We start from the raw sequence: 24,661 nt of genomic DNA, 5'->3' as shown, positions 1-24,661 counted from the left end.
AGACGACGAACAAGTACAGGACAGAGGTCAGACAGCTGCGGCGGTCGATCCGGGGACGAGGGTTCCGACGAACGGCTGTCGCACGGTCTCCGAAGAATCCGACTCAGCATCCGATCCCGAAAGCAACCGCTGCATCGTCTCTACAGCCGCGGCCGCGACGGCCTCGACCGGAATCCGCAGCGTCGTCAGCCCCAGCAGGTCGGCCCCAGGCAGGATGCCATCGCACCCCGTCACGCTCACGTCGCCGGGCACAGACAACCCCGCAGCACGCAGAGCGCGCATGACCGCGAGCTGCCGATAGTCCGACGCGCACATCACAGCCGTGGCCCCGGCACGCACGGCATCCAGCGCCTCATCCACTCCATCGGTCGGCGCAGCCCCCGCAGACACCCGCGTCACCGTCGCCCCACCAGCGACCAACGTCGACTCCATCGCCGACGCCCGCAGATGCTCAGCAAAGGACACATCCTCCGCACCCGAGAGCACCACCACCCGTCGATGCCCCAACGACAAGACATGCGACGCCAACATCCGCCCATGCGAGGGATCGTCGTAGTGCGCGGTATGAATCCCTGATGCCGTCTCGACCCGCCCCGCGCGCACGATCGGCACCTGGTCGGCGAACGGCTCGAGCTGCGCGGCCGTGATGCCGCCGGTCGCGACGATCAACCCGGCGACGCGCATCCCGAGCAGCCGGTGCAGCGCATTGACCTGCTCGGCGCCCTGCACGTCGGCGCCGATCGTCACGGTCACGAGGTCGAGCCCCCGCCTGTGTGCTTCATCCTGCAGCCGCGAGAACAGCAGACCGTAGGCCGGGTTGCTCGCATCGCGCAGCATCAGTCCGACGGTTCCGGTGCGGCCGGCGGCGAGCTCGGCGGCCATCGTGTTGCGCACGTATCCGAGGCGCTCGGCCTCGGCGAGGATCCGCTCCTGGGTTTCGGGCGCGAACCGCCCCTCGCCCTTCAGCGCCCTGGTCGCGGTGGCCCGGGAGACCCCGGCGGCCGCCGCGACATCACTGACCGTGACACGCAGCCCCGGAGCATCCGAAGGCGATGCACCACTCACGCGCGCGCCTTCTTGGCCTTGCGGGGCGCTCCGGCGCGCGAACCTCGTCCATACACGAGATACATGGTGACACCCATGATGATCATCAGCAGCACTGTGTAGACGAACGTGATCGGCATCGCGTCGAGATTGTTCTCGCCGCGCGTGCTCTCTTGAATCGCCACACCGAGCGGCTTGAACAGCGGGTGGTAGAGGAAGATCGCCGCGTCGTAGTCGTCGAGCAGGCTGTTGAAGTTCAGCGCCGTGATCGCCGCGGCCGTGGGCAGCACCAGCGGCACCAGCACCTTGCGGAACGTCGTCAGCGACTTCGCCCCGAGAATGCGCGAGGCGTCTTCGAGCGAATCGGGCACCGACGCGAACCCGGCCTTGAGCAGGCGCAGCGTGAACGGGATCTTCACGCAGATGTAGGCGATGAGCAGCAGGATCGGCGTGCCCGTGAGCACGAATCCACCCACGATCGCCCGCGGCTCGTCGAACGCGGTCACCAGGGCGAGCGCGATCAGCACGATCGGCAGGATCCACGGGATGTGCAGCACGTACTCGATCGCGGTGGTCAGCAGGTTGCGGTGCTTCTGCAGCATCCGCGCCACGAACAGCAGACCGCCGACCACGACCAGCGACGCCACAGCGCTGTAGACGACGCTGACGATGAACGGACGGATCGCCTCGGCGCTCGAGAACACGGTGACGTAGTTGTCGAGCGTGAAGCTGTCGAGGGTGATGGACCCGGCGAGGATGCTGCGCGCATCGACGAACGAGAAGATCACGATGAGCACGACCGGGATCAGGTAGATCACCCACAGCAGGTAGGCGACGACGTGCACGACGACGTTCGCGAACGGATTGCGGATCTTCTGCTTCTGGATCGGGGTCGCCACCTTCGCGACCGAGAAGTACACGCCCGACTTCTCGAAACGGTTCATGACCGCGAGCAGGATGATCGTCGCGATGCCGAGCACGATCGCCAGCAGCGCGGCGATGTCGCGCGTGATGGGGCTGCGCGACAGGTCGATGATCAGCGGCGCGACCGTCTGGAAGTCGGGCCCGCCGAGCACGAGCGGAGCCGTCAGCGCCCCGAGCCCGATGAGGAAGGTCAGGACCGTGACGGCGAACAGCATCGGCTTCATCACCGGCAGCACGATGCGGCGGAGGATCGTCCAGGTGGAGGCGCCCATGAGCTTCGCCGCCTCGATCGACGCGTAGTCGACCTTGCCGAGAGAGGAGGAGAGGAAGAGCATGTGGTTCGTCGTGGTCGCGAACGTCATCACGAAGACGACCGCGAAGTATCCCGAGAACCAGTCGCGGTCCATGTCGGGCCACCAGTTGACCATCATGTTCGTGAAGAACCCGAACCGGCCGTAGATGAAGTTGTAACCGGCGGCCAGCACGATGCCGCCGTAGATCAGGGTCGTGGCATAGCCGAGCCAGAGGATCTTCGCCCCGCGCACCTGGAAGTACTTCGTCACCAGCACGATGAACACACCGACCACATTGACCGTGATCGACAGCGTGACCGCGAGCAGGAAGCTGTTGCCGAGGGTCTTCAGCGCACGCTCGCTGCCGAACAGCTTCTCGACGGCACGGATGCTGAACTGCCCGTCGGGGAAGAACGTGACCCCGAGCAGGGCGGCGTTGGGAAGTACGAGGAACGCGGCGGCGAACCAGATCACGATGATGCCCGTGATCCACGCGAGCGGCGAGCGCAGCATCGCCTTCACGCTGCCGGGGCGCCCTCTCTTGTTGAGCCGCGGTCCCGCCGTCTGACCCTCGACGACAGCTTCGGTCGTCAAGGAGCCGGCTTCTCCGGTCACGGCCGCTGAGGGCGGGACCGCGGGGTGTGTGTGGTTTTGAGAGCTCGAGGGGTTCTGGGGCTTCTGCGCATCCGACATGTCACGCCGCCGGGTACTGCAGGATCCAGCGCGGGTCCACATCGACCCGCACTGCGTCGCCGGGGTTCCACTGGCGCGCGCTCGCCGCGGCGGGAACGCTGACGCGCAGCGCAGCATCCTCTGCCGTCACCGTGTAGACGCTGTGGCTGCCGTGGTACGTGCGATCGACGATGGTGCCGGCGAGCGACGCGGATGCCGTCGAGCTGTCGCCCGCCTCGGCGAGGTGCAGCTTCTCGGGCCGCACGTAGCTCTCGGCCGTGGCGTCGAGCCCTGCGCCGAGGCTCGTGATCTGCGCCGGGCTGAGACGGTTGTTCTCGCCGATGAAGCGGCAGACGAACGGCGTCGCGCTGCGGTCGTAGATCTCCTCGGGAGTGCCCACCTGCTGCAGGGTTCCGGCGTCGAGCACGGCGATGCGGTCGCTGAGCGTGAGCGCTTCTTCCTGATCGTGCGTGACGTAGACCGTGGTCACGCCGACCTCGTGCTGCAGGTCTTTCAGCTGTTCACGCAGCTGCACGCGCAGCTTCGCGTCGAGGTTCGACAGCGGCTCATCGAGCAGCAGGATGCTGGGGGTCAGCGCGAGAGCGCGGGCGATGGCCACACGCTGCTGCTGCCCGCCCGAGAGCTCAGACACGTTCTTCTCGAGCTGCGACGGCGCGAGGCCCGTGCGGTCGGCGATCTCGTCGACGCGGCGGCGCTGCTCGGCCTTCGACGTCTTCTGGAGCGACAGCCCGAACGCGATGTTCTCGCGCACGTTCATGCTGGGGAAGAGGGCGTAGTTCTGGAACACCATGCCCACGCCGCGCTTCTCGCTCGGCACGCGAGTGACGTCGCGGCCGTTGATGTGGATGCGACCGCCCGTGGGCTCGACGAACCCGGCGAGTGTGCGGAGGGCGGTGGTCTTGCCGCATCCGGACGGACCCAGGAGGGTGAAGAACTCACCCTCCTGGATCTCCAGATCGAGGTGCGAGACCGCGCGGTGATCGCCGAACGCGACCTCGACATCTTCGAAACGGATCATGGTGTCTTTCCGGCTAGTGCGAGAGGAGGGGTGGTGTCGTGCGAGATCAGCCGATGTACTCGAGCGTGACCTTCTCGACCCAGGCACCGAGGTTCTCGCTCACGAAGCCGAAGTCGATGTCCTGACGGTCGAGGGTGCCCATGAGCTCGACGACCTCGGGGTTGGCCTGCTCGACCGCACCCTCGTTGACGGGCATCGAGTTGAACTCGGCCGCGAACTCGCCCTGCACCTCGGCGCTGCCGAACCAGTCGATGAACTCCTGGGCCTTCTCCTCATTGCCGGTGCCGTTGATCTGCGCGATCTGCTCGGTGACATACGGCACGCCGTAGTCGGGCACGATCATGCCGGTCTTCGTGCCGTACTCCTCGTCACGCGCGGCGATGCCGCTCGAGGGGAGCACGCCGTAGTCGATCTCGCCACGCGTGATGCGGGCGTAGAGGTCGGTGCCCTCGACCGCGGGCGATCCGTTGGCGTAGTACGACTTCACCAGGTCCCAGCCCTCGTCGCTGACGCCGAGGTCGCCGTCCTCGTCGAGGTGACGCGACAGGATGCTGGCGAGCACGAGCTGCGGGGTGGCCTGGCCGAGCGCCGGGTTGACCTCGTAGCGGCCCGCGTACTCCTCGTCGGTCCAGAGGTCCTCCTCATCGGAGGGGGCGTCGGTGATGGTGTTCTCGTCGTAGACCGTGACGATGGCCTGCTCGACGAGCGGCCAGAACGCTCCGTCAGCGGGGTCGCCCGCATCGGCCGGGACCTCACCGCTCCACTGGGGCTCGTAGGCGGTGATCGCCTCTTCGGCCTTGAGCTGCTCGAAGAACATGTTGTTCAGACCGAACACCACGTCGCCGACGGGGTTGTTCTTCTCAGCGATGATGCGGTTGGTGAGGTCGGCGCCGCCGAGGCCCACGATCTCGATGTCGATGCCGGCATCCGCGGCTTTCTCGGTGATCCACTCACCACGGCCGTCGCTGTTCGAGTTCGTGTAGACGATGAGGGTCGCATCCGACCCGCCGTCGCTCGAACCACCGTCGGACTCGGTGCTGCCGCCTGCGCAGCCGGTCAGGGTCACGGCCGCCACCGCAGCGATTCCCAGGAGAGACCAGCGCTTCTTTCGGATGTCGACCATGGTCGCCTTTCTCGTCATCGAGGTATGTCTGATCCGACTTTACCGCGATGTTGTGGTTTACGTACAACGATCTGTCTGATTCTTAGCCGCGTTCGCGCGACCGCACTCAAGATAGGCGTCCGAGGTGAACGCACGGGGAGTGGGAAGTGAACTGTCGACGCTGTGCCTCGCCTGACGCCTGACGCCTGACGCCTGACGCCTGTGCCGTGGGGGGTCAGTAATGCACCGGAAGTGGCCGTGGGGGTGCGAAAGTGGCCACTCACGCGCGGTCGAACCGAGGGCGAGCGTCAGGCGGAGAACGCCGGAACTGCCTCGATCAGCATCCGCGTGTACTCCTCTTGCGGAGCCGTGAAGATCTGCGCGGCATCGCCGCACTCCACGAGCTTGCCGTGCTTGAGCACGGCGACGCGGTCGGCGGTCTCGGCGACGACACCGAGGTCGTGCGTGATGAAGAGGTAGCTCAGTTCGCGCTCGCGCTGCAGTTCGTCGAGCAGTGCCAGGATCTGCGCCTGCACCGACACGTCGAGCGCCGAGACGGCCTCGTCGAGCACGAGGAACTCCGGGTCGAGCGCGAGAGCGCGGGCGATGGCCACGCGCTGCCGCTGGCCGCCCGACAGCTCGTCGGGGAACCGACCCAGCATCCCGTCGGGAAGAGCGACCTGCTCCGACAGCTCGACGGCGCGCTTCGACCGCGACTGTCGGTCGCCCTCGCCGAACGACAGCAGCGGCTCGGTGATGAGCTGCTCGATCGTCATGCGCGGATTCAGGGAGTCGAACGGGCTCTGGTAGACCATCTGGAACCGCCGCCGCAGCTGACGCAGCTTCTCGCCCTTGAGGTGGGTGATGTCTTCGCCGGCGAACGAGATGGATCCCGAGGTCGGCTCCTCCAGCCGCAGCACGAGTCGCGCGAGCGTGCTCTTGCCCGACCCCGACTCGCCCACGACGGCGAGCGTCTCGCCGCGGCGCACCTCGAGAGAGACGGCGTCGACGGCGGTCAGCGAGCGGCGCTCGCCCTCGCCCTTGGGCAGCGGGAAGACCTTGGTGAGCTCGGAGACGCGGACGATCGGCTCGCCGCCGAACTCGATGCGGGCCTGGGTGGATGCCGTCCGCCGCTCGTGTGCGCTCAGCCGCGGTGCGGCGGCGATGAGCTTGCGGGTGTACTCGTGCGTCGGCGCGGTCATCACCTGCGCCGCCGGTCCGGAGTCCACGATCTCGCCCTGCTTCATGACGACGACCCGGTCGGCCCGCTCGGCCGCCATGCCCAGGTCGTGGGTGATCAGCAGGATCGCGGTGCCCAGCTCCTGCGTGAGGTTCGCGAGGTGGTCGAGGATCTGCTTCTGCACGGTGACGTCGAGGGCGCTCGTCGGCTCGTCGGCGATGATCAGGCTCGGCTGCGCGGCCAGCGCTCCCGCGATCAGCGCGCGCTGCTTCATGCCACCCGAGAACTGGTGCGGATACTGCTTCGCTCGCTCGGCCGGATACGTCAGCCCCGCCATCTCGAGCAGCTCGACCGCACGATCATGCGCGTCGTGCTTGGTCGCGAGTCCGTGCACGAGCAGCGGCTCCGCCACCTGCACGCCCACGCGTCGCACCGGGTTGAGAGAGAGCGCCGGGTCCTGGGGGACCAAGCCGATGAGCCGACCTCGGATGCCGCGCCAGCGTCGTTCGCTCAGCGGGATCAGGTCTTCGCCGTCGAATTCGATGCGCCCGCCGGTGACCTCGGCGTTCGGCGCGAGGAGGTTCATGATCGACTGCGCGACCGTGCTCTTGCCGGATCCGGATTCGCCGACGATCGCGACCACTTCTCCGCGGCCCACGCTGAGGTTCACCCCGCGCACCGCATCGACCTCGCGGTCGCCGATCCGGTAGGCGACGCGCAGATCCTCGACGCGCAGGATGTCGTCACGCGCGGCGGGTCGGCCGCCGGGTGTCGGGTTCACGGCCTCACCGAGTCGGGCGGACTCATCGGCGGTCGCGGCGATGTCCTTCGGCATGCGTCCTCCTCGTCGAGCACGGGTCGTGTCATCAGCACTGATCATCTTCTCGTTCACGCTAGGCGTGAGGATTCATCCCGATCAAGCACTACATCGGCATTGGGCAATGCGCCCACTGCATAGATCAGGCGTCGTGATCCACGTCGTCGATCAGATTCAGCAGACGCTCGACGAGGGGATTGTGCGACTCGGAGTTCCACGCGATGTCGAGCTCGACGCTGTTCACCCGCGACGACGGATCGGCCTCGCTGATCGGCAGCAGCGTCACGGTGTCGGGAGAGATCCGCTCGGCCGACTGCGGCACGAGCGTGAACCCGATGCCGGCGCTGACCATCGCCAGCAGGGCGGGCACCTGCCCGGCGTACTGCACGATGTGCGGGTGCACCCCGCTCGCCACGAACATCGACAGCAGCAGGTCGTGGAAGTAGCGCGCGCCGCTCGGGGAGTACATGAGCAGCGACTCGTCCTTGAGGTCGATGAGCTTCACGGGCTCGGAGCGCTGCGCCAGTGCCGAGTCGCTGGGCAGCGCCACCGCCAGCCGCTCGCGGTACACCGCACGGCTGCTGATCTGCGGTCGGGCGAGCAGTGGTCGCATCAGGCCGATGTCGACCGTGCCCTTCTCGAGCTCTTCCACCTGATCGAGCGAGACGAGTTCGCGCAGCAGCAGGGTGACGCCGGGCAGCTCGGCCGACGCGCGCCGCAGCAGATCGGGCACGACGGCCTGCCCGGCCATCGCGGTGTAGGCGATCGTGACGGTTCCGGCGGCGCCCTCGCCGACCGAGCGCACATCCGAGACCGCCTTCGCCGCGAGGTCGATCAGGCGCCGCGCGTTGGGCAGCAGCGCGCGCCCGGCCTGAGTCAGCGCGACGCGACGGCTGGTGCGATCGAAGAGCCTCGTCGACAGCTCGCGCTCGAGCTGCTGGATCTGCCGACTGAGCGGCGGCTGCGTCATCTTGAGTCGGGTCGCGGCCGCACCGAAGTGCAGTTCCTCCGCGACGGCGATGAAGCATTCGAGCTGTACCAGCGAGATCATCGATCCACTCCCGACATCAATCAGTGCGAGTTTTGGTTTGTCCGCGCATCTGTCCCCACCATAGTGTCGGAGAAACTCGATGACGCGGAATCCGTCGAAGCGGAGTCCCGGAGTCTCACCAACGGAGGCGTGATGTCCGAAGAGCTCCTGCTGTCTGTCCCGGCTGCCACGCGGTTGTCCGAGAACGCGGTGCGGTCCGTCCGCATCACGCCGGTCGCATTCCACGACCCGCCTCTGCTCAACACCGTCGGCGTGCACGAGCCGCTCGCGCTGCGCGCCATCGTGCAGGTGACCACCGAATCGGGCGTCGTCGGACTCGGCGAGACCTACGGCGACAGCGCGCACCTGCAGCGATTGCGGGTCGCCGCCGACGCCGTGCTCGGCTGCGACGTGTTCGCCACGAACGACCTGCGAGCGCGGGTCGAGCGCAGTGTGGCCGGCGACGGCGTGCAGGGCGGACACGGCATGTCGGGCATGGTCACCGGCACGAGCACCGGCGACCGCGTGCTCTCACCGTTCGACGTGGCCGCCATCGACATCCGGGGCAAGCTGCTCGGCATGCCCGCCAGTGAGCTGCTGGGCGGTCGGGTGCGGGATGCCGTGCCGTTCAGCGGCTACCTCTTCTACAAGTGGGCAGGCCACCCGGGTGAGGCATCCGACGAATGGGGCGAGGCGCTGACGCCGGACGGCATCGTCAGGCAGGCGCGTCGCATCGTCGACGCCAACGGCTTCACAGCGCTCAAGCTCAAGGCCGGTGTCTTCGCGCCTGACGACGAGATCGCCGCGATCCTCGCGCTGCGAGAGGAGTTCCCCGACCACCCCCTGCGCATCGATCCGAACGGCGCCTGGACCGTCGAGACCTCGCTGCGGGTCGCCGATGCGCTGAAGGACGTGCTCGAGTACCTCGAAGACCCCACCCCGGGTCTCGAGGGCATGGCCGAGGTGCGCCGCCACACCGACCTGCCGCTCGCCACCAACATGTGCGTCGTCGCGTTCTCGCACATCGCGGATGCCGTGCGCCTCGGCGCGATCGACATCGTGCTCTCCGACCACCACTTCTGGGGAGGTCTCGAACGATCCCGGCTGCTCGCCGGCTTCGCCGAGACGCTCGGGTGGGGGCTCTCCATGCACTCGAACTCGCACCTCGGCATCAGCCTCGCTGCGATGACCCACCTCGCCGGTGCCACCCCCGGAGTCGGCTACGCGTGCGACACGCACTGGCCGTGGAAGCGCGAGGACGAAGACGTCATCGCCCCCGGCGCCCTGACCTTCAGGGACGGATCGCTGGCGGTGCCGACCGCACCGGGCCTCGGCGTCGAGCTCGACCCGGAGGCGCTGGCGCGGCTGCACAGGCAGTATCTCGACGGCGGCATCCGCGAGCGCGACGACACCGGCTACATGCAGCGGGTCGACCCCGGGTACGTGCTGGAAAGCCCCCGCTGGTGAACGCGCCGCTGCGCATCGCGGTCACCGATCCGATCATGTCGGCGTTCGCCGACGACCTGCGCCGCACCGAGCGGCCGCACGAGTGGGTGTTCGCCGACCTCGACGTGCCCGGTTCGACGCGAGCGGCGATCGAGGGCGCCGACGTGGTGATCTGCTCGCGACTCACGGTCGCCGAGATGGCCGGCGCCGATCACGTGCGACTCGTGCATGCGACGGGTGCGGGCGTCGACCGGGTGGAAGCCGGTGCCGTGCCCGACGATGTGCCGCTGTGCAACACCGGTCACCACGGCGCCGCGATCGCCGAGCACGTGCTCATGACCGCACTCATGCTGCGCCGTCGCGCGATCGACGCCGACGCCGAGATGCGTCGAGGGGAGTGGCGCACGATCGCCACGGCAGGCGCCCCGTACCACCGCTCGCTCGCCGGCAGCACCCTCGGACTGGTCGGCTACGGCGAGATCGGCCGCTCCGTCGCCCACCTCGCGAAGGCCTTCGGCATGCGCGTGGTCGCGATGCGCCGGCATCCGGACGCGGGCGGACTCGGAACCGAGCTGCTCGATCAGGTGTACGGCGAGGATCAGCTGCATCCGCTGCTGCGGGAGAGCGATGTCGTCGTCGTCACCGCGCCCCTCACCGAGAGCACGCGAGGGATGATCGACGCCGACGCGCTCGCGCAGCTGAACGCCGACGCTCTGGTCATCAACGTCGCCCGCGGGGCGCTCATCGACGAGGACGCACTGTTCTCAGCCCTCAGCGAGGGACGCATCGGGGGCGCGGCGATCGACGTCTGGTGGGATGCTCCGCAGGGTGCCGAGGCGCCGCCGGTCGTGCAGCGGTTCGCCGGGCTCGACCGGGTCGTGCTGACCCCGCACCACTCGGGCCACGCCCGCGAGGTCTTCACGGCGCGGGCCGCCGACATCGCCCGCAACATCGATCTGCTCGACGCGGGCCTCCCACTCGAGCGTCAGGTGCGCTGAGGCGGCTGGCCGTGGGCGGGTCGCTCCGGCATCCGCTCAGCCGAGCTCGACGAGGCGGGTGACGATCAACGTCACCGCGCCCAGAGCGGATGCCCCGAGGGCGATCGCGCGCGTGCGCCGACGGTTGAGGAACCGGTTCACGAAGCGCGACAGCACCACCCCGCCCACGGCGAACGGCACCATCCAGGCGGCTGTGGCGAGCGCATGAGAGGGAACTGCGCCCCACAGGAACAGGGCGACCAGCGACAGCGATGATCCGACGAGGAAGAACGCCGACATCGTGCCGCGCAGCCGCGGCCCGTCGGAGCCCTGCCAGATGATCGCCATCGGCGCTCCTCCGACCGACGTGGTCGTGCCCATGACGCCAGACAGCGCCCCGGCCACCGCCTGCGTCGTCCTCGTCACTCTCGGGCGCCAGCCCCGCAGCGAGACGACGACACCCAGCAGAACGACGACCGCGACCGCCCAGGAGAGCACGGTCGTCGACATCACGGTGACGAGACCCGCGCCGACGACGGTCCCGGGCACACGCCCCGCCAACGCCCAGCCGGCCCCGCGCAGATCGAGCGCCGCGCGATCCATCACCGCCACGATCAGCGTCACGACCACGGCGAGCATGATCACGAGCACCGGCAGCAGCGTCGTGTCGATCAGGGCGATGAACGGTGCGGCCAGCATCCCCATTCCGAAGCCGATCGAGCCCTGCAGGCAGCCGGCGACGAGGATGACGGCCCCCAGCAGCACGAACTCGAGCGGCGTCACCGCGGACTCAGCGACGCGGGGCGATCGAGCCGATCACACGACGGCGCTTCTTGCTCTGCAGACGCCAGCGCTGGCCCGGGTCGGTCGCGAGACGCAGCCACGCGGCCAGGACGTTCGCGCACACCGTGGTGATGACGATCGCGAGACCGGGGAGCACCGACTGCCACCACGCCTCGGCGAGATACTGGCGTCCCTGCGAGACCATGAGGCCCCAGCTGACATCGGGCGGCTGGATGCCGATGCCGAGGAAGCTCAGCGACGACTCGGCCAGCATCACGTAGCAGAACTCCAGCGTCGCCAGCGTGACCAGCGTGGGCAGGACGTTCGGGACGATGTGCCGGAACACGATGGCCTTGTTCGTGGCTCCGAAGTTCGTCGCGGCGTCGACGAACATCCTCGAGCGCAGCTCGGCGGCATCCGCTCGCGCCGTGCGCAGGTACAGAGGGATGCGGGTGATCGCGAGCACGAGCACGATGTTGGCCGCACTCGGGTTGAACACGTACAGGATCACGACGGCGAGCAGCAGCGAGGGGAAGCTCATGATGACGTCGGCGATGCGCATCGACACCGACTCGCGCCATCCGCGGTGGAATCCGGCCCACATGCCCCAGATCGAGCCGACGACCGCCGAGACGACCACGGCGGCCGCCGCGACACCCAGCGTGGTCCCCGCCGCGGTGATGATGCGGGCGAGCAGGCTGCGACCCAGCGAGTCGCTGCCGAGGACGTACTCCCAGCCGAGCTGGAAGCTGAACGGCGGCATGTTGCGCGCGCCGAGGTCCTGTCGCTGGGCCATCTCGCCGAACAGCGGCGGACCGATGATCGCGGTGAGCACGATGAACGACAGCACGATGGCGGCGGCGGTGGCGACCTTGTCCTTCAGCAGCAGCTGCCAGAGGTTGGCGCGACCCGACGAGCGGGCTCCGCGCGCCTTCTGGGTGAGGACGGTGACGGTCGATGCGTTGTCAGACATTCGTCAGCACCTCTGCCTTCGTGTCGGAGAGCGCCCCGGGACCGCGGCGACGGGCCTTGGCTCCCGAGGTCGGCCGCACGCGGGGATCCAGCAGCGCGTAACCGAGGTCGATGATGATGTTGAGGGCGAAGATCGCCAGAGCGGTGATCAGCACCGCGGCCTGCAGCACCGCGAAGTCGCGCTGCAGGATCGAGTCGATCATGAGCTTGCCGATGCCCGGCCAGCCGAAGATCGACTCCACCACGACCGCGCCGTTGATGAGGCCGACGGTCAGGTCGCCGGCGACGGTCAGGGCGGGTGCTGCGGCGTTGCGCAGCGCGTGCTTCGAGACGATGTGCATCTGGCCGGCGCCGCGACTGCGGGCGACCTGGATGTACGGCTGCCCGAGCACGGTCACCATCGACCCGCGGATCACCTGGGCGAGCACCCCGACCGGTCGCAGCATGAGCGTCGCGACCGGCAGGATCCAGACGAGAGCGCCGGAGGTTCCGGAGGTCGGCAGCCAGCCGAGGGTGATCGCGAAGATCCAGATGCCGAGGATCGCCACCCAGAAGTCGGGCACGCTGGCCGCCGTCATCGAGAAGAAGCTCACGATGCGGTCGGCGATGCCGTTCGGCTTCAGCGACGCCCAGCTGCCGAGCACGATGGCGATGACGATCGCGAGGACCATCGTCACCGCGGCGAGCTGCAGGGTGGCGGGGAAGGCGCGCAGCGCCATCTCGGCGGCGGGTTCCCCGGTGCGCAGCGACTGACCGAAGTCCAGCTGCAGGACACCGAGGAAGTAGTCGCCCATCTGCTTCCACAGCGGCTGGTCGAAGCCGTTGCGGGCGGCGAAGTCCTCGCGCATCTGGTCGGTGGCGTTCAGCGGAAGGTACAGCTGCGACGGATCGCCGGTGAGACGGGCGAGCACGAAGACACCCAGTACGACGGCGATCAGCGGCAGCGCGCTCTGCAGGATCCGTTTTCTCAGGTAGGTCCACATGGTCGCCCGCCTCTCACTCTCGCTCGCGGTCAGCCCGCGAGCGAGACCTCCTTGATGCGCAGCTCGTCGCCGGTCGACGAGTTGGGCTCGTACGTCACGCGGTCGGCGAGACCGAGCATGACCGTCTGGTGCGCGATCGGGGCGAGGGCCACGACGTTCTCGCGCTCGTAGGCGAACACGTCCTCGTAGGCCGCCTGACGCTCATCGCCGGTCAGGGTGCGGGCCGTGTTGATGAGCTCGTCCAGACCCGGGTCGCCGAACTCGGCCTGCGCACCGCCCGTGAGCATGTACTGCTCGACCGTGAACTGCGCGTCACCCGCCTGGTTGCCGTGCTGGATGAGCATCGAGATGGGGCCCTCGTTCGTGACGAACGGGCTCAGCTGGTACTGCAGGTGCTGCGTGGTGTCGACCATGCGGAGCTCGACGTTGAGGCCGGCGGCGGCGAGCTGCTCGCGCAGGACCTCGCCGAGCTCGCTGACCTTCGGGAACTGCGCGGTGCGCACCGGCATGAGGATCTTCGTGTCCGTCGGGACGCCGTCCGCCGCAGCCTCCTCGACGAGGGCCTTCGCCTTCTCGGGGTCGTACTCCCAGGGCTCGAGGTCGGAGTTGAAGCCGACGATGCCCTCGGGGATCAGCTGCGCGGCGACCACGTCGCCGTCGGGGTAGAGGGAGGAGACGATGCCCTCGCGGTCGATCGCGTAGTTGATCGCCTGGCGGATGCGGATGTCGTCGAGCGGCGCCGTCTGCCCGGAGAAGCGCAGTGCGATCGTCTCGTTGTTCGGGTAGCTCACGCCGAAGTCGCCGATGCCGTCCTCGGCGCTGAGGCCGAGGGCGATGTCCGCCTCGCCGCTGGTGATCATCGCGGCACGGACGGTGCCCTCCGACCGCCACTGGTACTCGACCTCGGCGAACTGCGGAGCGTCGCCCCAGTAGTCGTCGTTGCGGTCGAGGGTGAGCTTCGTGCCGGCCTGCCAGTCGCCGATCGCGTAGGGGCCGGTGCCGATGGGCTCGCGTACGAACTCGGTGTTCGAGGTCTCGGGGGAGACGATCTCGATGAACGAGAGCTTCAGCGGGAGGATCGGGTCGGGGCTCGGGGTGGTCACGGTGAGGGTGGTGGCATCGGTGGCGGCGACCTCGAGGTCGTCGTCACCGAAGATGTAGCCCTCGACGTTGCAGCCGAGGTCGCCGTTCACGGCGCGGTCGATCGAGTAGGCGGCCGCTTCGGCGTCGAAGGGGGTGCCGTCCTGGAAGGTGACGTCATCGCGGACGGTGAACGTCCACTCGGTGTCGCCGGTCTGCTCCCACTCGGTGGCGAGCAGCGGCTCGAGCTCTCCGGTCGACGGGTTGCGCTCGACGAGCGGCTCGGTCACCGTGCTGCGCACGACCACACCGGTCGAGGTGAGGTTCGCGTCGCATGCCTCGAGCGTGGGCGGCTCCTGCGTGAGCACGACGCGGAGGGTGTCTTCGGTGCCACCCTCGCCGCCGCCTTGCGACTCCGAGTTCGCGACCGAGCAGGATGCGAGCAGTGCGATCGACGCGATTCCAGCGGTGACGGCGGACGCGCGGGCCGCTCTGCGTCGGGGGGAAGAAAGCTTCATCGGTTCCTCCAGGTAGGGGACGGCCGAGGCCCAGAGTGGTCGTCGGCTCGTTCAGAATGTCGCAGACCGCTTCCCGAGCGTCAACCGATGCGCGGCACGCATCGGCGGGCGGAACCGGGGCTCGGCGCTCGGCAGCGGTGGAGCGACATGCGGCGATCCGCGGGATTCCGCCGTTCTCGCCCGATGAATACAGCGGACGCATCAATCCATGCAACTTCGCTTATGGAACTGCATCGTTGACGGGTCGTAGTCTCGCGCCATGACGAACATCATCGATGCCCCCTCGCCCGTCGCCCCCGGCTCCGTCGCCCAGGCGGGGCCACTGCTCGACTCTCTCGAGCGGACGCTTCAGGAGGAGTACTCCGTGGTGCGTCTTCCCGACGACCTCTCGACCCTCGATCCCGCGGATGCCGCGAAGGTGCGCGCCGTCGTCACGAGCGGTCGCAACGGTGTCCCGTCCGCTCTGATGGCTGCGCTCCCGAACCTCGAGATCGTGACGAATTTCGGGGTGGGCTACGACACGACCGATGTGGCTCAGGCGGTCGCACGCGGTATCCAGGTCACCCACACGCCCGATGTGCTCACCGACTGCGTCGCCGATACGGCCCTCGGCCTCATGCTCGACGTGTTCCGACGGTTCGGAGCATCCGAGAGGTTCCTGCGCGAGGGCCGCTGGGAGTCCGGCGGCTTCCCGCTGACGCGTCGGTTCTCGGGCAGCACGGTCGGCGTGCTCGGCCTCGGCCGCATCGGGCAGGCGATCGCCCGGCGCGCGGCAGCCTTCGACACGACGATCCTCTACACGACCCGCCGCCCGGTCGACGGAGTGCCGTGGGAGCACGTGGCCTCCGCCGTCGAACTCGCACGCCGATCGGACGTGCTCGTCATCGCGGTTCCCGGCGGCGCGGCGACCGTGGGGCTCGTGGATGCCGAGGTCATCCGGGCGCTGGGACCGGACGGGTTCCTGGTCAACATCGCCCGCGGCTCGGTCGTCGACGAGGACGCGCTGATCGCCGCTCTCGAGGCCGGTGAGATCGCGGGGGCGGGTCTCGACGTGTTCGCGCAGGAGCCGCACGTGCCCGAGCGGTTGATCCGCGACGATGTCACGCTGCTGCCCCACGTCGGCAGCGGGACGCACGAGACCCGGCGCGACATGCGAGACCTCACGCTGGCGAACCTGCGGGCGTACCTCGCAGGCGAGCCGCTCCCGACGCCGGTGCCGGAGATGTCTGCGCTTTGATGCAGGCCGCGCATTGATCTATCCACCATTTGGTTTGTAGGCGCATCGTTTCCCGCATAGCGTGACGATTGTTCAGATCCGAGCCGGACACCGGCGCGACACCCCAGGAGTGCACCGTGGCACGATTCACGCCCACCGAGCTGGCCGACCACCTTCGCGAAGGTCTCCTCTCGTTCCCCGCGACGGCATTCACGCCGGAGCTCGAGTTCGACGAGAAGCGCTACCGCGAGCACGTCGAGTGGCAGGCCGGATTCGGCGTCGCCGGTCTGTTCGCCGCCGGCGGCACCGGCGAGGGCTTCAGCCTCGATGCCGCAGAGTCGGCCGCGGTCGTCCGCGCGGCCGTGCAGGCGTCCCGACCCGAGGTGCCGGTGCTCGCGTCGGCCGGAGGCTGGACCCGCAACGCGATCGCGAACGCTCGTGCAGCGGAGGAGGCCGGTGCCGAGGGCATCCTCGTGCTGCCCCCGTATCTCACCGAGTGCGACCAGCCCGGTCTCGTCGAGCATGTCTCGGCGATCGCCGCAGCGACCCGTCTCGCGATCATCGTCTACAACCGGGGCAACGCGATCTACTCGGCCGAGACGATGGCGATCCTCGCCGACCGACACGAGAACGTCATCGGCTTCAAGGATGCGACGGCCGACATCGAGCACCTCGCCTCGGTCTACGTCCGCAACGGCGAGCGGCTGTTCTACCTGGGCGGGCTGCCGACGGCGGAGACGTATGCGCTGCCGCTGCTGCAGATGGGCATGAGCACCTACTCGTCCGCGATGTTCAACTTCGTTCCCGAGTTCGCCCTCGAGTTCTACCGGGACGTGCGTGCCCAGGACCGAGTCGCGGTGACCGAGAAGCTGGGACGCTTCGTGCTGCCGTACATCGCGATCCGCGATCGGGGCCGCGGCTTCGGCGTCTCGATCGTCAAGGCTGGGCTGCGTCTCACCGGACACGGCGTCGGACCGGTCCGCCCGCCGCTGCACGACCTGTCGGAGCAGGATGACGCCGACCTCCTGCAGCTTCTCGACCGCGCCGGGCTGCTCGAGTCCGTCCCCGTCTGATCCTCACCATCCCCACCCTCGACTCAAGGAGAGTGACATGACCGTTCCCGTCCTCACCGGGCATTCCTCGATCGCCGGACGCTCCGTCGCCGGCACCGGCTCGGCACTGCACGCCATCGCGCCCGACACCGACGAGCAGCTCGACCCGCCCTACTCGCAGATCGACGTCGACCAGCTCCGCGAGGCGACGGCGGCCGCCGCCGAGGCGTTCGTGACGTTCTCGCGCCTCGAGCCCGAGGCCCACGCGGCCTTCCTCGAGACGGTCGCGGAGGAGATCGAGGCGATCGGCGACACGCTGATCGAACGGGCGATGCAGGAGACCGGGTTGCCGCAGGCGCGTCTTCTCGGCGAGCGTGCGCGCACCACCGGGCAGCTGCGGCTGTTCGCCGAGGTCGTCCGAGCCGGCGAGCACCGAGGCGTGCGCATCGATCCGGCGCAGCCCGACCGCACGCCGGTGCCCCGCGTCGACATCCGCCAGCGCAAGATCCCTCTCGGGCCGGTGGCGGTGTTCGGGGCGTCGAACTTCCCCTTCGCGTTCTCCACCGCCGGCGGCGACACCGCATCCGCCCTCGCAGCCGGCTGCCCGGTCGTGTTCAAGGCGCACAGCTCGCACCCCGGCACGAGCGAGCTCGTGGCGGCGGCGATCGCGCGTGCCATCGACGCCCATGGACTCCACCCGGGAGTGTTCTCGCACATCTTCGGCCCGGGCCGCAGCGTCGGACAGGCGCTCGTCTCCGACCCCGAGATCCAGGCCGTCGGGTTCACCGGCTCCCGCGAAGGCGGTCTCGCCCTCGTGCGCGCCTCGCAGGCGCGGCCGGTGCCGATCCCCGTCTACGCCGAGATGAGCTCGGTGAACCCCGTGTTCATCCTGCCCGGCGCTCTGCGCGGCGATGTCGGAGCGCTCGCCGCGGGGTACGTGCAGAGCGCGACCGGATCCAGCGGGCAGCTGTGCACGCAGCCCGGAATCGTCTTCGTCCCGCGGGGCGAGCAGGGCGACGCCTTCCTGCAGGCCGTATCCGAGGCGCTGCGCGCGGCCACAGGGCAGACCATGCTCTCCCCGAGCATCGCCGCCGCATGGCGCGAGGGCGTCGAGACGAGGGACGCCAACGCCGAGATCCTCGCGAGGGGATCCGACGGAGAGGGTCCGCATGCTCCCGCGCCGGTGATCCACGCCGCCGACCTCGGATCGTTCGAGGAGAACCACGTGCTGCACGAGGAGATCTTCGGTGCGGCATCGCTGGTGGTGCGGTACGGCGATGTCGCCGAGCTGGTGCAGGCGGCGTCGCGTCTGGAGGGTCAGCTGACGGCCACGCTGCAGCTCAGCGCGGACGACAATGAGCTCGCGGCGGCGCTGCTGCCGGTGCTCGAGCGCAAGGTCGGACGCATCCTCGCGAACGGCTGGCCGACCGGGGTCGAGGTCGGGCACGCCATGGTTCACGGCGGACCGTTCCCGGCGACGAGCGACTCGCGCACCACGAGCGTCGGGACTCTCGCGATCGAGCGCTTCCTGCGGCCCGTCGCCTATCAGAACATCCCCGACGAGCTGCTGCCCGAGGCGCTGCGCATCGCCAACCCGTGGCACGTCCCGCGCTTCATCGACGGGCGGCGCGAGGCGTCCGCATGAGCGCCGTTCCCACCGTCGACAGAGTCGAGGTCGTTCCGGTCGCCGGCCACGACTCGATGCTGTTGAACCTCTCGGGCGCGCACGGGCCGTTCTTCACCCGCAACATCGTCATCGTGACGGATTCGGACGGACGCGAGGGTCTCGGCGAGGTTCCCGGCGGAGAGCCGATCCGCCGCACCATCACCGAGGCCGGCGAGATGCTCTCGGGTCAGCCGGTCGGCCGATACCGTTCGCTGCTGCGGTCGATCGCTACGCGCTTCGCCGATCGCGACGCCGGTGGCCGCGGGCTGCAGACATTCGACCTGCGCACCACCGTGCACGCCGTCACCGGCATCGAGTCGGCGCTTCTCGACCTCCATGCGCAGCACCTCGGCGTGCCGGTCGCCGAACTGCTCGGCGACGGTCAGCAGCGCGACAGCGTGCCGATGCTGGGCTATCTGTTCTTCGTCGGCGATGCCGACAGGACCGACCTCCCCTATCTGCGCGAGAGCGGCGACAGCTGGGAGAGCGTGCGACGCGAAGAGGCGATGACGGCCGAGGGCGTCGTGCGCCTGGCCGAAGCCGCCCAGCAGCGCTACGGATTCTCGGACTTCAAGCTCAAGGGCGGCGTGCTCGACGGAGAGATCGAGGCCGACGTCGTGACCGCCCTCGCCGAGCGCTTCCCCGAGGCGCGCATCACGCTCGACCCGAACGGCGGGTGGCTGCTGGAGGATGCGGTGCGCATCGGTCGACGACTGCGCGACGTGCTCGCCTACGCCGAGGACCCCTGCGGTGCCGAGGGCCGGTTCTCGGGTCGAGAGGTGATGGCGGAGTTCCGGCGGCGCACCGGACTGCGGACCGCGACGAACATGATCGCGACCGACTGGCGCGAGATGGCGCACGCGATCCGATCGGATGCCGTCGACATCCCGCTCGCTGACCCGCACTTCTGGACGATGGCAGGGTCGGTGCGCGTCGCGCAGCTGTGCAACGACTTCGACCTCACATGGGGCTCGCACTCGAACAACCACTTCGACATCTCGCTGGCGATGTTCACGCAGGTCGGTGCGGCCGCGCCCGGCGAGATCACGGCACTCGACACGCACTGGATCTGGCAGGACGGTCAGCAGCTGACGGTCGATGCACCGCAGATCCGCGACGGCGCGGTGCGCGTGCCCGACCGGCCGGGGCTCGGTGTGACGATCGACCGCGTGCGGCTCGCCGAGGCCCACGAGCTGTATGTCGAGCACGGGCTCGGCGCCCGCGACGACGCGATCGGCATGCAGTACCTCGTGCCCGACTGGCAGTTCGACAGCAAGCGGCCCGCCCTCGTGCGGTGAGGCGCGTCCGGGTGGATCGCTACTCGAACCCGCCGGTCAACCGTCCCCGCATCCGCTGACTGCTCTCGTTCATCCCGACGATCTCGACGCTCTTGCCGAGCGCTGCGTACTTCGTCTCGATCGCATCCAGAGCGGCGACGGTCGACGCATCCCAGATGTGCGATCCCGACAGGTCGATCACGACATGCTCGGGGTCGTCGGGGTACTCGAAGAGGGTGGTCAGGTCATTGCTCGAGGCGAAGAACAGCTCGCCGTTCACGACGTAGCGCGCGACGTCGCCCGAGACCGAGCGGTCGACCGAGCGCTCGACCGACACGAAGTGCGCCACCCGCCGCACGAACAGCACGGATGCGACCAGCACCCCGCCGACGACGCCGACCGCGAGGTTGTGGGTGAGGAGCACGAGCACGACGGTCGCCACCATCACGAAGGTCTCGCTCTTCGGCATCCGCTTGAGGGTCGACGGCTTCACGCTGTGCCAGTCGAAGGCGCCGATCGCGACCATGATCATCACGGCGACGAGGGCGGCCATCGGGATCGTGCCGACGAAGTCACCGAACACGACGACCAGCAGGAACAGGAAGATGCCGGCGCAGAACGTCGAGATGCGGGTGCGCGCCCCGGACGCCTTGACGCCGATCATGGTCTGGCCGATCACCGCGCATCCGCCCATGCCTCCGAAGATTCCGGAGAGCATGTTCGCCACGCCCTGCGCCCACGACTCGCGCGTCTTGTTCGAGTGGGTGTCGGTGATCTCATCGACGAGCTTGGCGGTGAGCAGTGACTCCATGAGCCCGACCAGCGCGACCCCGAGGGCGAACGGAGCGATGATCGTGAACGTCTCCCAGGTGAGCGGCACGTTCGGGATGAACAGCTCGGGAAGGCTCTTCGGTAGCTCGCCCTGATCGCCGACCGTCGGCACGGTGATCGCGAACGCCAGCACGACACCGGTCACGATGACCACCGACACGAGTGGCGCGGGCACGACCCTGGTGATCCTCGGCATCACGATCATCACGACGATCCCCAGTGCGACCAGCGGATACACCAGCCACGGCACATCGATCAGCTGCGGGAACTGCGAGCTGAACACGAAGATCGCGAGCGCGTTCACGAACCCGACCATGACGCTGCGTGGGATGAATCGCATCAGCTTCGCGACGCCCAGCACCCCGAGGAGCACCTGGAAGATGCCCGCGAGGATCACGGTCGCGATGAAGTAGTCCATCCCGTAGGTCGGAGCGACCGGTGCGATCACGAGCGCGACGGCTCCGGTCGCCGCGGTCACCATCGCGGGGCGCCCGCCGAGGAACGCGATCGACACCGCCATGATGAACGACGAGAACAGCCCCACCTTCGGGTCGACGCCCGCGATCACCGAGAACGCGATCGCCTCGGGGATCAGCGCGAGACCCACGACCAGGCCCGCGAGCACCTCGCGCGTCAGCATCCGCGGACTCTTCAGCGCCTGGAGGACAGTGGGATTCGCCCGATAGCGGGCGCGATCGTCGACCGCGAGTGCAGACATGGGGATGCTCCAGAGAAGGTGCCCGGGGATGGGGCAGACGTTCCAGCGTAAGACCTCGGTCTCGATGCGGAGGATTTCTGCAGTACGGAGGGCGGATGCCGGGAATCGGCCCTCCGCATCGAGGATCCCCTCCCGATCGGTGGTGTCGCGGGAGGGTGGCGAGATCGAGAGGGCATTGCGAGCAGGGTTCTGCGTGTTCTGCGCAGCAGAGTGACAAGGGATGGGCGCGTTCGGATTGTCAGTATGCTCCGAGATTTTGCGCGTACCCGGTCTCGGGCGGATACTCATCCCATCCGCGCCGCCCTTCTCGGCCGGGGAATCGACATGCACAGCACCCCTGCTCTCGCCCCTGACACGACCATCGCCATCGTCGGCGCCGGCCGTCTCGGCGGCGTTCTCGCCCGGGCCCTGCGTGCAGCGGGCTTCGGCGTCCGCGGCCCGCTTCGTCGCGACGACCGGATGCCGGATGCCGATATCGCGCTGCTCTGCGTTCCCGATTCGGCGATCGCGGCGGTGGCCTTCGCCGCGCGACCGCATGCTCGACTCGTCGCGCACGTCTCAGGTGCGACGCCGCTCGCCGACGTCGACTTCAGCATCCACCCGCTCCAGACCTTCACCGGCACCGAGACGCCCGAGGTCTTCCGCGGAATCGGCGTCGCGGTCGACGGCCGCACACCCGAGGCGCTCGCGGTGGCCGAGCAGCTCGCCGCAGCGCTCGGCGCGACACCCTTCCGCGTCGACGACGCCCACCGTGCGGAGTATCACGCGGCCGCATCCTTCGCCTCGAACTTCGTGCTCACGGTGCTCGACGCCGCCGAGCGCCTCGCGGCTCCCTCCGGGCTGGATCGCGCCCACCTCGCACCGCTCGTGCAGCAGACGGTCGACAACTGGGTGGCATCCGGCGCGGCGTCCGCCCTCACCGGTCCGATCGCTCGCGGCGACGAGGGGACCGTCGCGCGGCAGCGCGCAGCATCCGCCGACGTCGCCGACCTCTTCGACGCACTCGCCACCGCCACCCGAGCGGTCGCCGACAGAAAGCCCCGGTCATGAGAATCCTCCGTACGATCGCCGAGGTGCGCACCGCGGTTCGAGACGCCCGCGGTGACGGCGGGACTGTCGGGCTCGTCCCGACCATGGGCGCCTTCCACGAGGGGCACCTCTCGCTCATGCGCGCGGCGAGGGCGCAGAACGACCTCGTCGTCGTCTCGCTCTTCGTCAATCCGACCCAGTTCGCCGCGAACGAAGACCTCAGCACCTACCCGCGCGACGAAGCGCGTGACGCCGCGCTCGCTGAAGCGGAGGGCGTCGACATCCTCTTCGCCCCCGAGCCGGCCGAGATCTACCCCGACGGCTTCGCCACGAACATTCACGTGGCGGGCATCACCGAGGTGCTCGACGGCGCGAGCCGCGGCCCCCACCACTTCGACGGCGTCGCGACCGTCGTCACGAAGCTGTTCGGCATCGTGCAGCCCGACGTCGCGTACTTCGGGCAGAAGGACGCGCAGCAGGTGCTCGTCGTCCGGCGGGTCGTGCGTGACCTGAACCTCGATGTGCGCATCGAGGCGTGCCCCATCGTCCGCGAACCCGACGGACTCGCCATGAGCTCGCGCAACGTGTACCTCGACGCGGATGCTCGCGCCCGGGCGACCGCGCTGAACCGTGCGCTCGACGCGGCGGATGCGGCGCACCGTTCGGGCGACGGGGATGGCGGCGCCATCCTGTCCGCTGCCCAGGCTGTTCTCGTCGAGGCGGGAATCGACGTCGAGTACCTGGAACTCCGGGATGCCGAGACGCTTCAGCCCGTCACCCGCATCGACCGCGACGCCCTGCTGCTCGTCGCCGCCCGTGTCGGCGCCGCCCGATTGATCGACAACCACCTGCTGAGAGGGTTCACGCCATGAGCGCCCACGCCGCCCCGACGAAGCGACTGACCCTGCGCGATCTCGACGCCAAGAAGCATGCCGGCGAGCCGATCGTCATGGTCACCGCGTACGACTTCCCGAGTGCGCAGATCGTCGAGGAGGCCGGCGTCGACCTGGTGCTCGTCGGCGATTCGGCCGCGATGACCGTGCTCGGCTACGACAGCACCGTGCCCGTCACGATCGACGAGATGCTGATGCTGACGAAAGCCGTGCGGCGCGGACTCACGAATCCACTGCTCGTCGGCGACCTGCCCTTCGGTTCGTACGAGGCGTCGGATGAGCTCGCCCTCGCGACCGCGCAGCGCTTCATCAAGGAGGCCGGCGTCGACCTGGTCAAGATCGAGCGCGGCGGCACCACGGTCGACCGTGCTCGAGCGCTCGTGAATGCCGGCATCCCCGTCGTCGGCCATGTCGGACTCACGCCGCAGACTGCGACCTCGCTCGGCGGATACCGCGCCCAGGGACGCACCGCCGAGGCGGCGCTCGCCGTGATCGATGACGCCCTCGCACTGCAGGATGCCGGAGTCTCGCTGCTCGTGATCGAAGCAGTGCCGTCCGAGGTCACCGCCGCTCTCGCGCCCCTGCTGCGCATTCCGCTGATCGGCATCGGAGCCGGAGCGGATGCCGACGGCCAGGTGCTCGTCTTCCACGACCTGCTCGGCATCTACACCGGCGGGGCCGCCAAGTTCGTCAAGCGCTACGCCGATGTGCGCGCTGTGTCCATCGCGGGGGTCGCGGCCTATGCCGACGAGGTGCGCGGCGGGCAATACCCGGCGCCCGAGCACGGCTACGGGATGCCCGAGGGCGAGGCCGCGCGACTGCGCGACCTGCTCGCGCGGCGGTAGGCGTCGGCCTCCGGGCGGCTCGACGCCCGGCATCCAGTGCTGTCCCTCTCTTGCTGACCTCGTCGATGCGGAGGAGATCTGCGATGCGGAGGGCCGTATCGACGAGGTCATCCTCCGGTGCGCTGTTCTCCTCCGCACCGTAGGAGTGCGATGGCTGCCGTGTCGAGGTCTCGAAGCGCGCGCATCACGCATTGCGAAGGAGAAATGCGCTTCCGAAGGAGGGAATCCCGGGATCAGGCCTTCCGAAGCGCAGAACTCCTCCGGTGCGTGGGTG

The 24,661-nt window shown here is 68.8% G+C and carries 20 protein-coding genes; 9 read left to right on the top strand and 11 right to left on the bottom strand.

Going from position 1 to position 24,661, the window contains the following annotated elements; genetic code table 11:
• Positions 1 to 27: 27 nt before the first annotated feature.
• The 6 genes from BEP68_RS01695 to BEP68_RS01670 all read right to left on the bottom strand — a co-directional run bounded on the left by BEP68_RS01695 (position 28) and on the right by BEP68_RS01670 (position 8,122).
• Positions 28 to 1,065: a LacI family DNA-binding transcriptional regulator gene (locus tag BEP68_RS01695; RefSeq protein ID WP_187249026.1), complete on the bottom strand. Its 1,038-nt coding sequence runs from the start codon at positions 1,063 to 1,065 to the stop codon at positions 28 to 30.
• On the bottom strand, positions 1,062 to 2,855 hold the full coding sequence (locus BEP68_RS01690; protein ID WP_315985248.1) for an iron ABC transporter permease: 1,794 nt from the start codon (positions 2,853 to 2,855) through the stop codon (positions 1,062 to 1,064). The genes BEP68_RS01695 and BEP68_RS01690 overlap by 4 nt, the downstream gene beginning before the upstream one ends.
• Positions 2,856 to 2,955: 100 nt before the next feature.
• A complete protein-coding gene (locus tag BEP68_RS01685) occupies positions 2,956 to 3,972 on the bottom strand; it encodes an ABC transporter ATP-binding protein (protein WP_187249025.1) in 1,017 nt (338 codons plus the stop codon).
• 46 nt (positions 3,973 to 4,018) lie between these two features.
• Positions 4,019 to 5,095 carry an extracellular solute-binding protein gene (locus BEP68_RS01680; RefSeq protein ID WP_187249024.1) on the bottom strand — a complete coding sequence of 359 codons (1,077 nt, stop codon included), beginning with the start codon at positions 5,093 to 5,095 and terminating at the stop codon, positions 4,019 to 4,021.
• Between the two features lie 287 nt (positions 5,096 to 5,382).
• Positions 5,383 to 7,089: a dipeptide ABC transporter ATP-binding protein gene (locus tag BEP68_RS01675; protein ID WP_187249023.1), complete on the bottom strand. Its 1,707-nt coding sequence runs from the start codon at positions 7,087 to 7,089 to the stop codon at positions 5,383 to 5,385.
• 124 nt (positions 7,090 to 7,213) lie between these two features.
• Positions 7,214 to 8,122 carry a LysR family transcriptional regulator gene (locus tag BEP68_RS01670; protein WP_187249022.1) on the bottom strand — a complete coding sequence of 303 codons (909 nt, stop codon included), beginning with the start codon at positions 8,120 to 8,122 and terminating at the stop codon, positions 7,214 to 7,216.
• Between the two features lie 132 nt (positions 8,123 to 8,254).
• Between BEP68_RS01670 and BEP68_RS01665 the strand changes: the two genes are divergently transcribed.
• Positions 8,255 to 9,568, top strand: coding sequence for a glucarate dehydratase family protein (locus tag BEP68_RS01665; protein ID WP_187249021.1), 1,314 nt, complete (start codon positions 8,255 to 8,257; stop codon positions 9,566 to 9,568).
• A complete protein-coding gene (locus BEP68_RS01660) occupies positions 9,565 to 10,545 on the top strand; it encodes a 2-hydroxyacid dehydrogenase (protein ID WP_315985247.1) in 981 nt (326 codons plus the stop codon). Before BEP68_RS01665 ends, BEP68_RS01660 begins: the two co-directional genes overlap by 4 nt.
• A 36-nt stretch (positions 10,546 to 10,581) precedes the next feature.
• Here the strand turns inward: BEP68_RS01660 and BEP68_RS01655 are convergent, their stop codons facing one another.
• The 4 genes from BEP68_RS01655 to BEP68_RS01640 are packed head-to-tail and all read right to left on the bottom strand — an operon-like array spanning position 10,582 to position 14,860.
• Positions 10,582 to 11,307, bottom strand: coding sequence for a sulfite exporter TauE/SafE family protein (locus BEP68_RS01655; protein ID WP_187249020.1), 726 nt, complete (start codon positions 11,305 to 11,307; stop codon positions 10,582 to 10,584).
• Positions 11,308 to 11,314: 7 nt separating this feature from the next.
• Entirely contained in the window at positions 11,315 to 12,280 is a 966-nt protein-coding gene (locus BEP68_RS01650; RefSeq protein ID WP_053098433.1) for an ABC transporter permease, read from the bottom strand.
• Positions 12,273 to 13,262 carry an ABC transporter permease gene (locus tag BEP68_RS01645; protein WP_056510877.1) on the bottom strand — a complete coding sequence of 330 codons (990 nt, stop codon included), beginning with the start codon at positions 13,260 to 13,262 and terminating at the stop codon, positions 12,273 to 12,275. The genes BEP68_RS01650 and BEP68_RS01645 overlap by 8 nt, the downstream gene beginning before the upstream one ends.
• Positions 13,263 to 13,291: 29 nt before the next feature.
• Entirely contained in the window at positions 13,292 to 14,860 is a 1,569-nt protein-coding gene (locus BEP68_RS01640) for an ABC transporter substrate-binding protein (protein ID WP_053098435.1), read from the bottom strand.
• Positions 14,861 to 15,119: 259 nt separating this feature from the next.
• Between BEP68_RS01640 and BEP68_RS01635 the strand changes: the two genes are divergently transcribed.
• The 4 genes from BEP68_RS01635 (at position 15,120) to BEP68_RS01620 (ending at position 20,092) form a co-directional block, all read left to right on the top strand.
• A complete protein-coding gene (locus BEP68_RS01635; RefSeq protein WP_187249019.1) occupies positions 15,120 to 16,097 on the top strand; it encodes a 2-hydroxyacid dehydrogenase in 978 nt (325 codons plus the stop codon).
• A gap of 116 nt (positions 16,098 to 16,213) precedes the next feature.
• Positions 16,214 to 17,149, top strand: coding sequence for a 5-dehydro-4-deoxyglucarate dehydratase (locus BEP68_RS01630; RefSeq protein WP_053098437.1), 936 nt, complete (start codon positions 16,214 to 16,216; stop codon positions 17,147 to 17,149).
• A gap of 37 nt (positions 17,150 to 17,186) precedes the next feature.
• Positions 17,187 to 18,773: an aldehyde dehydrogenase (NADP(+)) gene (locus tag BEP68_RS01625; protein WP_187249018.1), complete on the top strand. Its 1,587-nt coding sequence runs from the start codon at positions 17,187 to 17,189 to the stop codon at positions 18,771 to 18,773.
• Positions 18,770 to 20,092, top strand: a complete 1,323-nt coding sequence (locus BEP68_RS01620; RefSeq protein WP_187249017.1) for an enolase C-terminal domain-like protein — start codon at positions 18,770 to 18,772, stop codon at positions 20,090 to 20,092. Before BEP68_RS01625 ends, BEP68_RS01620 begins: the two co-directional genes overlap by 4 nt.
• 19 nt (positions 20,093 to 20,111) lie before the next feature.
• Here the strand turns inward: BEP68_RS01620 and BEP68_RS01615 are convergent, their stop codons facing one another.
• The gene (locus tag BEP68_RS01615; protein ID WP_187249016.1) at positions 20,112 to 21,620 is read right to left on the bottom strand and encodes a SulP family inorganic anion transporter; all 1,509 of its coding nucleotides are present in this window, start codon (positions 21,618 to 21,620) and stop codon (positions 20,112 to 20,114) included.
• 324 nt (positions 21,621 to 21,944) lie between these two features.
• On the opposite strand from BEP68_RS01615, the gene BEP68_RS01610 reads away from it, so the two are divergent.
• Genes BEP68_RS01610 through panB form a run of 3 tightly spaced genes read left to right on the top strand, consistent with a single transcriptional unit; the run spans position 21,945 to position 24,387 of the window.
• Positions 21,945 to 22,670 (top strand): DUF2520 domain-containing protein, encoded by a 726-nt coding sequence (locus BEP68_RS01610; protein ID WP_187249015.1) that lies wholly within the window; start codon positions 21,945 to 21,947, stop codon positions 22,668 to 22,670.
• Positions 22,667 to 23,521, top strand: a complete 855-nt coding sequence (panC, locus tag BEP68_RS01605) for a pantoate--beta-alanine ligase (RefSeq protein WP_187249014.1) — start codon at positions 22,667 to 22,669, stop codon at positions 23,519 to 23,521. The genes BEP68_RS01610 and panC overlap by 4 nt, the downstream gene beginning before the upstream one ends.
• Positions 23,518 to 24,387 carry a 3-methyl-2-oxobutanoate hydroxymethyltransferase gene (panB, locus tag BEP68_RS01600; protein WP_187249013.1) on the top strand — a complete coding sequence of 290 codons (870 nt, stop codon included), beginning with the start codon at positions 23,518 to 23,520 and terminating at the stop codon, positions 24,385 to 24,387. The genes panC and panB overlap by 4 nt, the downstream gene beginning before the upstream one ends.
• The last annotated feature ends 274 nt before the right edge of the window (positions 24,388 to 24,661 follow it).

This window comes from Microbacterium sp. 4-7 (assembly GCF_014332665.1).
GTDB lineage: Bacteria > Actinomycetota > Actinomycetes > Actinomycetales > Microbacteriaceae > Microbacterium.
The sequence above is the reverse complement of the archived record's forward strand: the minus strand, read 5'-3'. Positions and strand labels throughout refer to the sequence as shown.

Coding starts and splice junctions, on each gene's coding strand:
- panB (WP_187249013.1), top strand. CDS start 23,518: ATGAGCGCCCACGCCGCCCCGACGAAGCGACTGACCCTGCGCGATCTC.
- BEP68_RS01610 (WP_187249015.1), top strand. CDS start 21,945: ATGCACAGCACCCCTGCTCTCGCCCCTGACACGACCATCGCCATCGTC.
- BEP68_RS01675 (WP_187249023.1), bottom strand. CDS start 7,089: ATGCCGAAGGACATCGCCGCGACCGCCGATGAGTCCGCCCGACTCGGT.
- BEP68_RS01640 (WP_053098435.1), bottom strand. CDS start 14,860: ATGAAGCTTTCTTCCCCCCGACGCAGAGCGGCCCGCGCGTCCGCCGTC.
- BEP68_RS01625 (WP_187249018.1), top strand. CDS start 17,187: ATGACCGTTCCCGTCCTCACCGGGCATTCCTCGATCGCCGGACGCTCC.
- BEP68_RS01685 (WP_187249025.1), bottom strand. CDS start 3,972: ATGATCCGTTTCGAAGATGTCGAGGTCGCGTTCGGCGATCACCGCGCG.
- BEP68_RS01615 (WP_187249016.1), bottom strand. CDS start 21,620: ATGTCTGCACTCGCGGTCGACGATCGCGCCCGCTATCGGGCGAATCCC.
- BEP68_RS01650 (WP_053098433.1), bottom strand. CDS start 12,280: ATGTCTGACAACGCATCGACCGTCACCGTCCTCACCCAGAAGGCGCGC.
- panC (WP_187249014.1), top strand. CDS start 22,667: ATGAGAATCCTCCGTACGATCGCCGAGGTGCGCACCGCGGTTCGAGAC.
- BEP68_RS01665 (WP_187249021.1), top strand. CDS start 8,255: ATGTCCGAAGAGCTCCTGCTGTCTGTCCCGGCTGCCACGCGGTTGTCC.
- BEP68_RS01620 (WP_187249017.1), top strand. CDS start 18,770: ATGAGCGCCGTTCCCACCGTCGACAGAGTCGAGGTCGTTCCGGTCGCC.
- BEP68_RS01635 (WP_187249019.1), top strand. CDS start 15,120: ATGACGAACATCATCGATGCCCCCTCGCCCGTCGCCCCCGGCTCCGTC.
- BEP68_RS01680 (WP_187249024.1), bottom strand. CDS start 5,095: ATGGTCGACATCCGAAAGAAGCGCTGGTCTCTCCTGGGAATCGCTGCG.
- BEP68_RS01670 (WP_187249022.1), bottom strand. CDS start 8,122: ATGATCTCGCTGGTACAGCTCGAATGCTTCATCGCCGTCGCGGAGGAA.
- BEP68_RS01645 (WP_056510877.1), bottom strand. CDS start 13,262: ATGTGGACCTACCTGAGAAAACGGATCCTGCAGAGCGCGCTGCCGCTG.